General features: G+C 61.5%; 3 protein-coding genes and 1 pseudogene. 3 read left to right on the forward strand and 1 reads right to left on the reverse strand.

What is annotated here, in order from left to right:
- A pseudogene (locus AC1DUU_RS24795) lies at positions 1–776 on the reverse strand (indolepyruvate ferredoxin oxidoreductase family protein); the annotation flags it as partial.
- Between the two features lie 110 nt (positions 777–886).
- On the opposite strand from AC1DUU_RS24795, the gene AC1DUU_RS24800 reads away from it, so the two are divergent.
- The 3 genes from AC1DUU_RS24800 (at position 887) to AC1DUU_RS24810 (ending at position 4,086) form a co-directional block, all read left to right on the forward strand.
- Positions 887–1,348, forward strand: coding sequence for an Lrp/AsnC family transcriptional regulator (locus AC1DUU_RS24800; protein WP_476786031.1), 462 nt, complete (start codon positions 887–889; stop codon positions 1,346–1,348).
- 323 nt (positions 1,349–1,671) lie between these two features.
- Positions 1,672–2,457 carry a 2-(1,2-epoxy-1,2-dihydrophenyl)acetyl-CoA isomerase PaaG gene (gene paaG, locus AC1DUU_RS24805; RefSeq protein WP_476786032.1) on the forward strand — a complete coding sequence of 262 codons (786 nt, stop codon included), beginning with the start codon at positions 1,672–1,674 and terminating at the stop codon, positions 2,455–2,457.
- 135 nt (positions 2,458–2,592) lie between these two features.
- Positions 2,593–4,086 (forward strand): 3-hydroxyacyl-CoA dehydrogenase, encoded by a 1,494-nt coding sequence (locus tag AC1DUU_RS24810; RefSeq protein ID WP_476786033.1) that lies wholly within the window; start codon positions 2,593–2,595, stop codon positions 4,084–4,086.
- The last annotated feature ends 132 nt before the right edge of the window (positions 4,087–4,218 follow it).

The following is a 4,218-nucleotide window of genomic DNA, read 5'->3' on the forward strand; positions in this document are numbered from 1 at the left end:
GGCAAGCGCTCTTCGATCATCCTGCGCTCATACTCCGCGCGCTCGGCTGGCCAAGCTATGCTTGGATCCCAGTTGAGACCGTGCGCGGGAACGAGATCCGACGGTGAGGAAAACTCGGGATAGGCTGGAGGCAACTTGAAGGTTGCCGCGCTCTCCACGACCTCCGCGATCGTTTTCATCGCCACCCAGAGACCTGAAAAGCGCGACATCGCGATGCCCGCCAAGCCAAGCGAAAGAATTTCCGACACGTTGGCCGGTTGCAGCACAGGCATCATCACCGACTGAAAAATGCCGTCGGTCTGGTGCGGAAACATCGACGACTGCGCCGAGTGATCGTCGCCGCCTATCGCAAGTACGCCACCCAGCGGCGACGTGCCAAGCATGTTGGCATTGCGAAAGGCGTCACCGGTGCGGTCGACCCCATTTCCCTTCCCGTACCAGATGCCAAAAACTCCGTCGGCCTTTGTCGGTCCGAAAGCCTTGTGCATCTGGGCACCCCAAAGCGCTGTTGCTGCCAGGTCTTCGTTGAGACCTGGCTGAAACACAACGTCGTGGGCCTTGAGATAATTCGACGCTTTCCAGAGTTGTTGATCGTATGCCCCGATAGGGGAGCCACGATACCCTGAGATGAGCCCTGCCGTTTTGTGACCCCATCGCCGGTCCAGTCGCCTTTGCATCAGCGGCAACCGCACCAAAGCTTGGATGCCGGTCATGAAAGTTGGGCCGGCATCGGCATTGTATATAGAGTCCAAGCTGGTACTGCGGTCGAACTTCACGCCAATCCTCCATTGGATTGGCGATATATGCTCCAAAATCTCGCACAATTCAGACCAATTATGCGAATTTTACTCGCCAGAAATAGCGAAGTTTGCTACCAAATCGAGCCATGATAGCGAACGTTACCAATACGCTGAAGCTCGACAAGCAAGACCTCAAGATCTTGAACGCACTGACTCGCGACGGCAGAATTACTTGGAGTGAGCTGGCCGAGGAAATCGGCCTGTCACTGACGCCAACTCTTCGCCGAGTACGGAGGCTTGAGCAGGATGGGATCATCCGAGGCTACTCGGCCAATCTGGATCAAGCGAAACTCATTGGAGCGATGGGGCTATTCATTTCCATCACTATGGAAAGGCAAGTCGAAGATATTCTTGCCAAATTTGAAACCGCCGTCGCTGGATTACCCGAGGTGACGAGCGGATATCTCATAAGCGGCGGTCATGATTACATGCTGCACGCCTTCGTCCGCGACCTCGATCACTATCGAGAATTGCTGTCTGTGCTGACGCGTATCGATGGCATCGCACATATTCAATCGAGTTTCATCTTAAAGACCTTCGCACGATAGGTCCGCTCTTGAAGGTCTAAAGCCGAAAACTGCTGGTCGCTTCCGGACCCATTGCAGCGTGCCTAGGTGGCCACTTTTGGTGCGGACCTGTCGTTCAGATTCAGCGAAGTCGCGCCACGGTGAGCAAATTCCGCTTGTCGCCCCCCTTCCACGTTCCAAAAAGAGCAACGCGTTAGAGAAGGCGCTGTGGCTGCCTCCCGCTGTACTCATTCCGCCATGCGGATTTGTTTGTTCCACGGTTGAATGACTGTGGGACTCTCAGCCGGCCAGGGCCTAGGAGGCAGACGGGGCGCAGTGCACGCGTCCTCCATGGGGGCACGAACATGACCGAGACCGTTCTTTCCACGYTGTCCGATGGCGTTCTGACACTTGTCCTCAACCGCCCAGACAAGCTCAACGCCTTCACCGAGGAGATGCACCTTGCGCTTCGCGCCGGAATTCAGCGCGCTCATGACGAAGCCGAAATCCGGGCTGTGCTGCTCACCGGTGCCGGACGCGGATTTTCCGCTGGGCAGGACCTGGGCGACCGCAAACCGAGCCCAGACGGCCCGCCCGACCTCGGCTACACCATCGGCACTTTCTACAATCCCACGGTCCGCCTGATCCGTAGCCTGCCCAAACCCGTCGTCTGCGCCGTCAATGGCGTCGCCGCCGGGGCAGGGGCCAGCATTGCCATGGCCTGCGATATCGTTCTGGCTGCCGCGTCGGCGCGTTTTGTGCAGTCCTTCTCGAAAATCGGACTTGGGCCGGATGCCGGCAGCAGCTGGCACCTGGTCCGCCGGCTGGGCGAGGCGCGCGCCATGGCGCTGGCCTTGACGGCAGAACCGCTTTCGGCGCAGCAGGCCGCCGGCTGGGGTCTCATCTGGAAAGCGCTACCGGACGCCGATCTGATGACCGAGGCGCGGTCGCTTGCGGCCTCCCTCGCTGCCGGCCCGACCTTGGGCCTTGGGCTGACCAAGCAACTGATCCAGTGCGCGGCGGAAGGGACTTTCGATGCCCAACTCGATCGCGAGCGCGACAGCCAGCAGGTTGCCGGACGCAGTGCCGACTATGCCGAAGGGGTCGCCGCGTTCCTCGAAAAGCGCAAGCCCGCGTTCCGCGGCTGCTGAGCGGAGACGGATCGCATCTCCGCTTTCGCCCGCAGGGGCAAGACCTTCTGCACTGCGGAACAAATCCTCCACATTAGCTTTGACCTTTCACCCGCATTCGGGGTCTTAGGAGGCGAATGAAACGGAGGACCGGTCATGCRGAAGAAACTTCCCTCGAGGCTCGGAGTCGTGGGCGCGGGCGCAATGGGCGCAGGCATTGCTGAGGTCGCCGCCGCCTGTGGGATTCCCGTGACACTGGTTGACGCAAGGCCGGATGCCGCCACCTCTGCCATCGGCGTGATCATTGGCCGGGCGCGCAAGCGACACGCCGCCGGCAAGCTCGATCAGGAGCAACTCGACCGGCTAGCGGGCGCTCTCACTGCCGCCGAAAACCTCTCCGATCTCGCTGTCTGCGACCTGGTGGTCGAGGCGATCGTCGAGGACCTCGGCGCCAAGCGCGATCTCTTCGCGCAACTCGAGGACATCGTCGCGCCTGACGCCCTGCTCGCAACCAATACGTCTTCGCTGCCCATCGGCGTCGTCGGCTCGGCCTTGCGCCATCCAGAGCGCTTCGCGGGCCTGCATTTCTTCAACCCCGTTCCGCTGATGAAGCTGGTCGAAATCATTCCCGGCCCTGCCACGGCCGTGGCGACGATGGATAGTCTCGACGTTTTCTCGCGGCATATCGGCAAGGAGCCGGTGACCRTCCGCGACACGCCCGGCTTTCTCGTCAACCTTGGCGGTCGCGCGTTTGCGACCGAGGCCTTGGCGATCCTTCAGGAGAACGTCGCCACGCCAGCGCAGATCGACGCCATTATGCGCGACTGTTGCGGCTTCCGCATGGGGCCGTTCGAACTGATGGACCTCACCGGCATGGACGTGAACTTTACCGTCAGCCAGTTCCTGCATCAAAGCCATTTCGCCGATCCGCGCCTGCGCTCGACGCCGCTTCACCGCTACATGCTGGAGACCGGGCAACTCGGCCGTAAGACCGGACGGGGATTCTATTCTTATGCCGAAGGGGCTGCGATCCTGTCRCCCGATACACGTACCGACGTGGCCCCTGCAGCGCAGGTCGTCCTCGCAGAGGACCTCCCTGAACTCGTCGCATTCGCGGCGGTCATAGGGGTGGAAGTCCTGGCGCGGGACGATGGACGCGCTCCGCTACTTGCTTTCCCGCTGGGGGAAGACGTGACGGCCCATGCCTTGCGCCTTGGCCTCGATCCGCTCCGCGTCGTTGCGGTGGATCTCGCCTTCGACACCACCTGTCGCGTAACGCTAATGATCGCCCCGAACGGTGAAGCGGCTCTGCGCGATTCGGTCGCCGCCGCGATCATCGCCAGCGGACGCACTGTCACATCGATCGCCGATTCTACAGGCTTCGTCGCCCAACGGATCGTCGCCATGATCGCCAATCTCGGCTGCGAGATGGCGCAGATGGGCCTTGCCGTACCGCGCGACATCGACAAGGCCATGCGGCTAGGCCTCAACTACCCACTCGGACCGCTGGAATGGGCGGAAAAGCTCGGTGCGCCACGCCTGCTGGCGATCCTGCGCCAGATGCAGGCGCTCAGCGGTGATGACCGCTACCGGCCGAGCCCATGGTTGCGMCGCCGTGCAGGACTCGGCCTCGACAGCTGGGCGATCTAGCTAGACCGCCATCAGGTCGCGTACGGTCTCTTTCAGGATCGGGGCGAGCACGCTGCGCATGTTGGCCTCCGACACGCTGCCGGTCGCGAAGGGAATCGTGATCGCTGCCAACTCGTTGTCGGAAGATATGGC

The organism is Aminobacter sp. P4_H6_2 (assembly GCF_056400805.1).

What these genes read in the sequence shown, in the direction of transcription:
- AC1DUU_RS24800 (WP_476786031.1), top strand. Translation starts at nt 887, where the DNA reads ATGATAGCGAACGTTACCAATACGCTGAAGCTCGACAAGCAAGACCTC.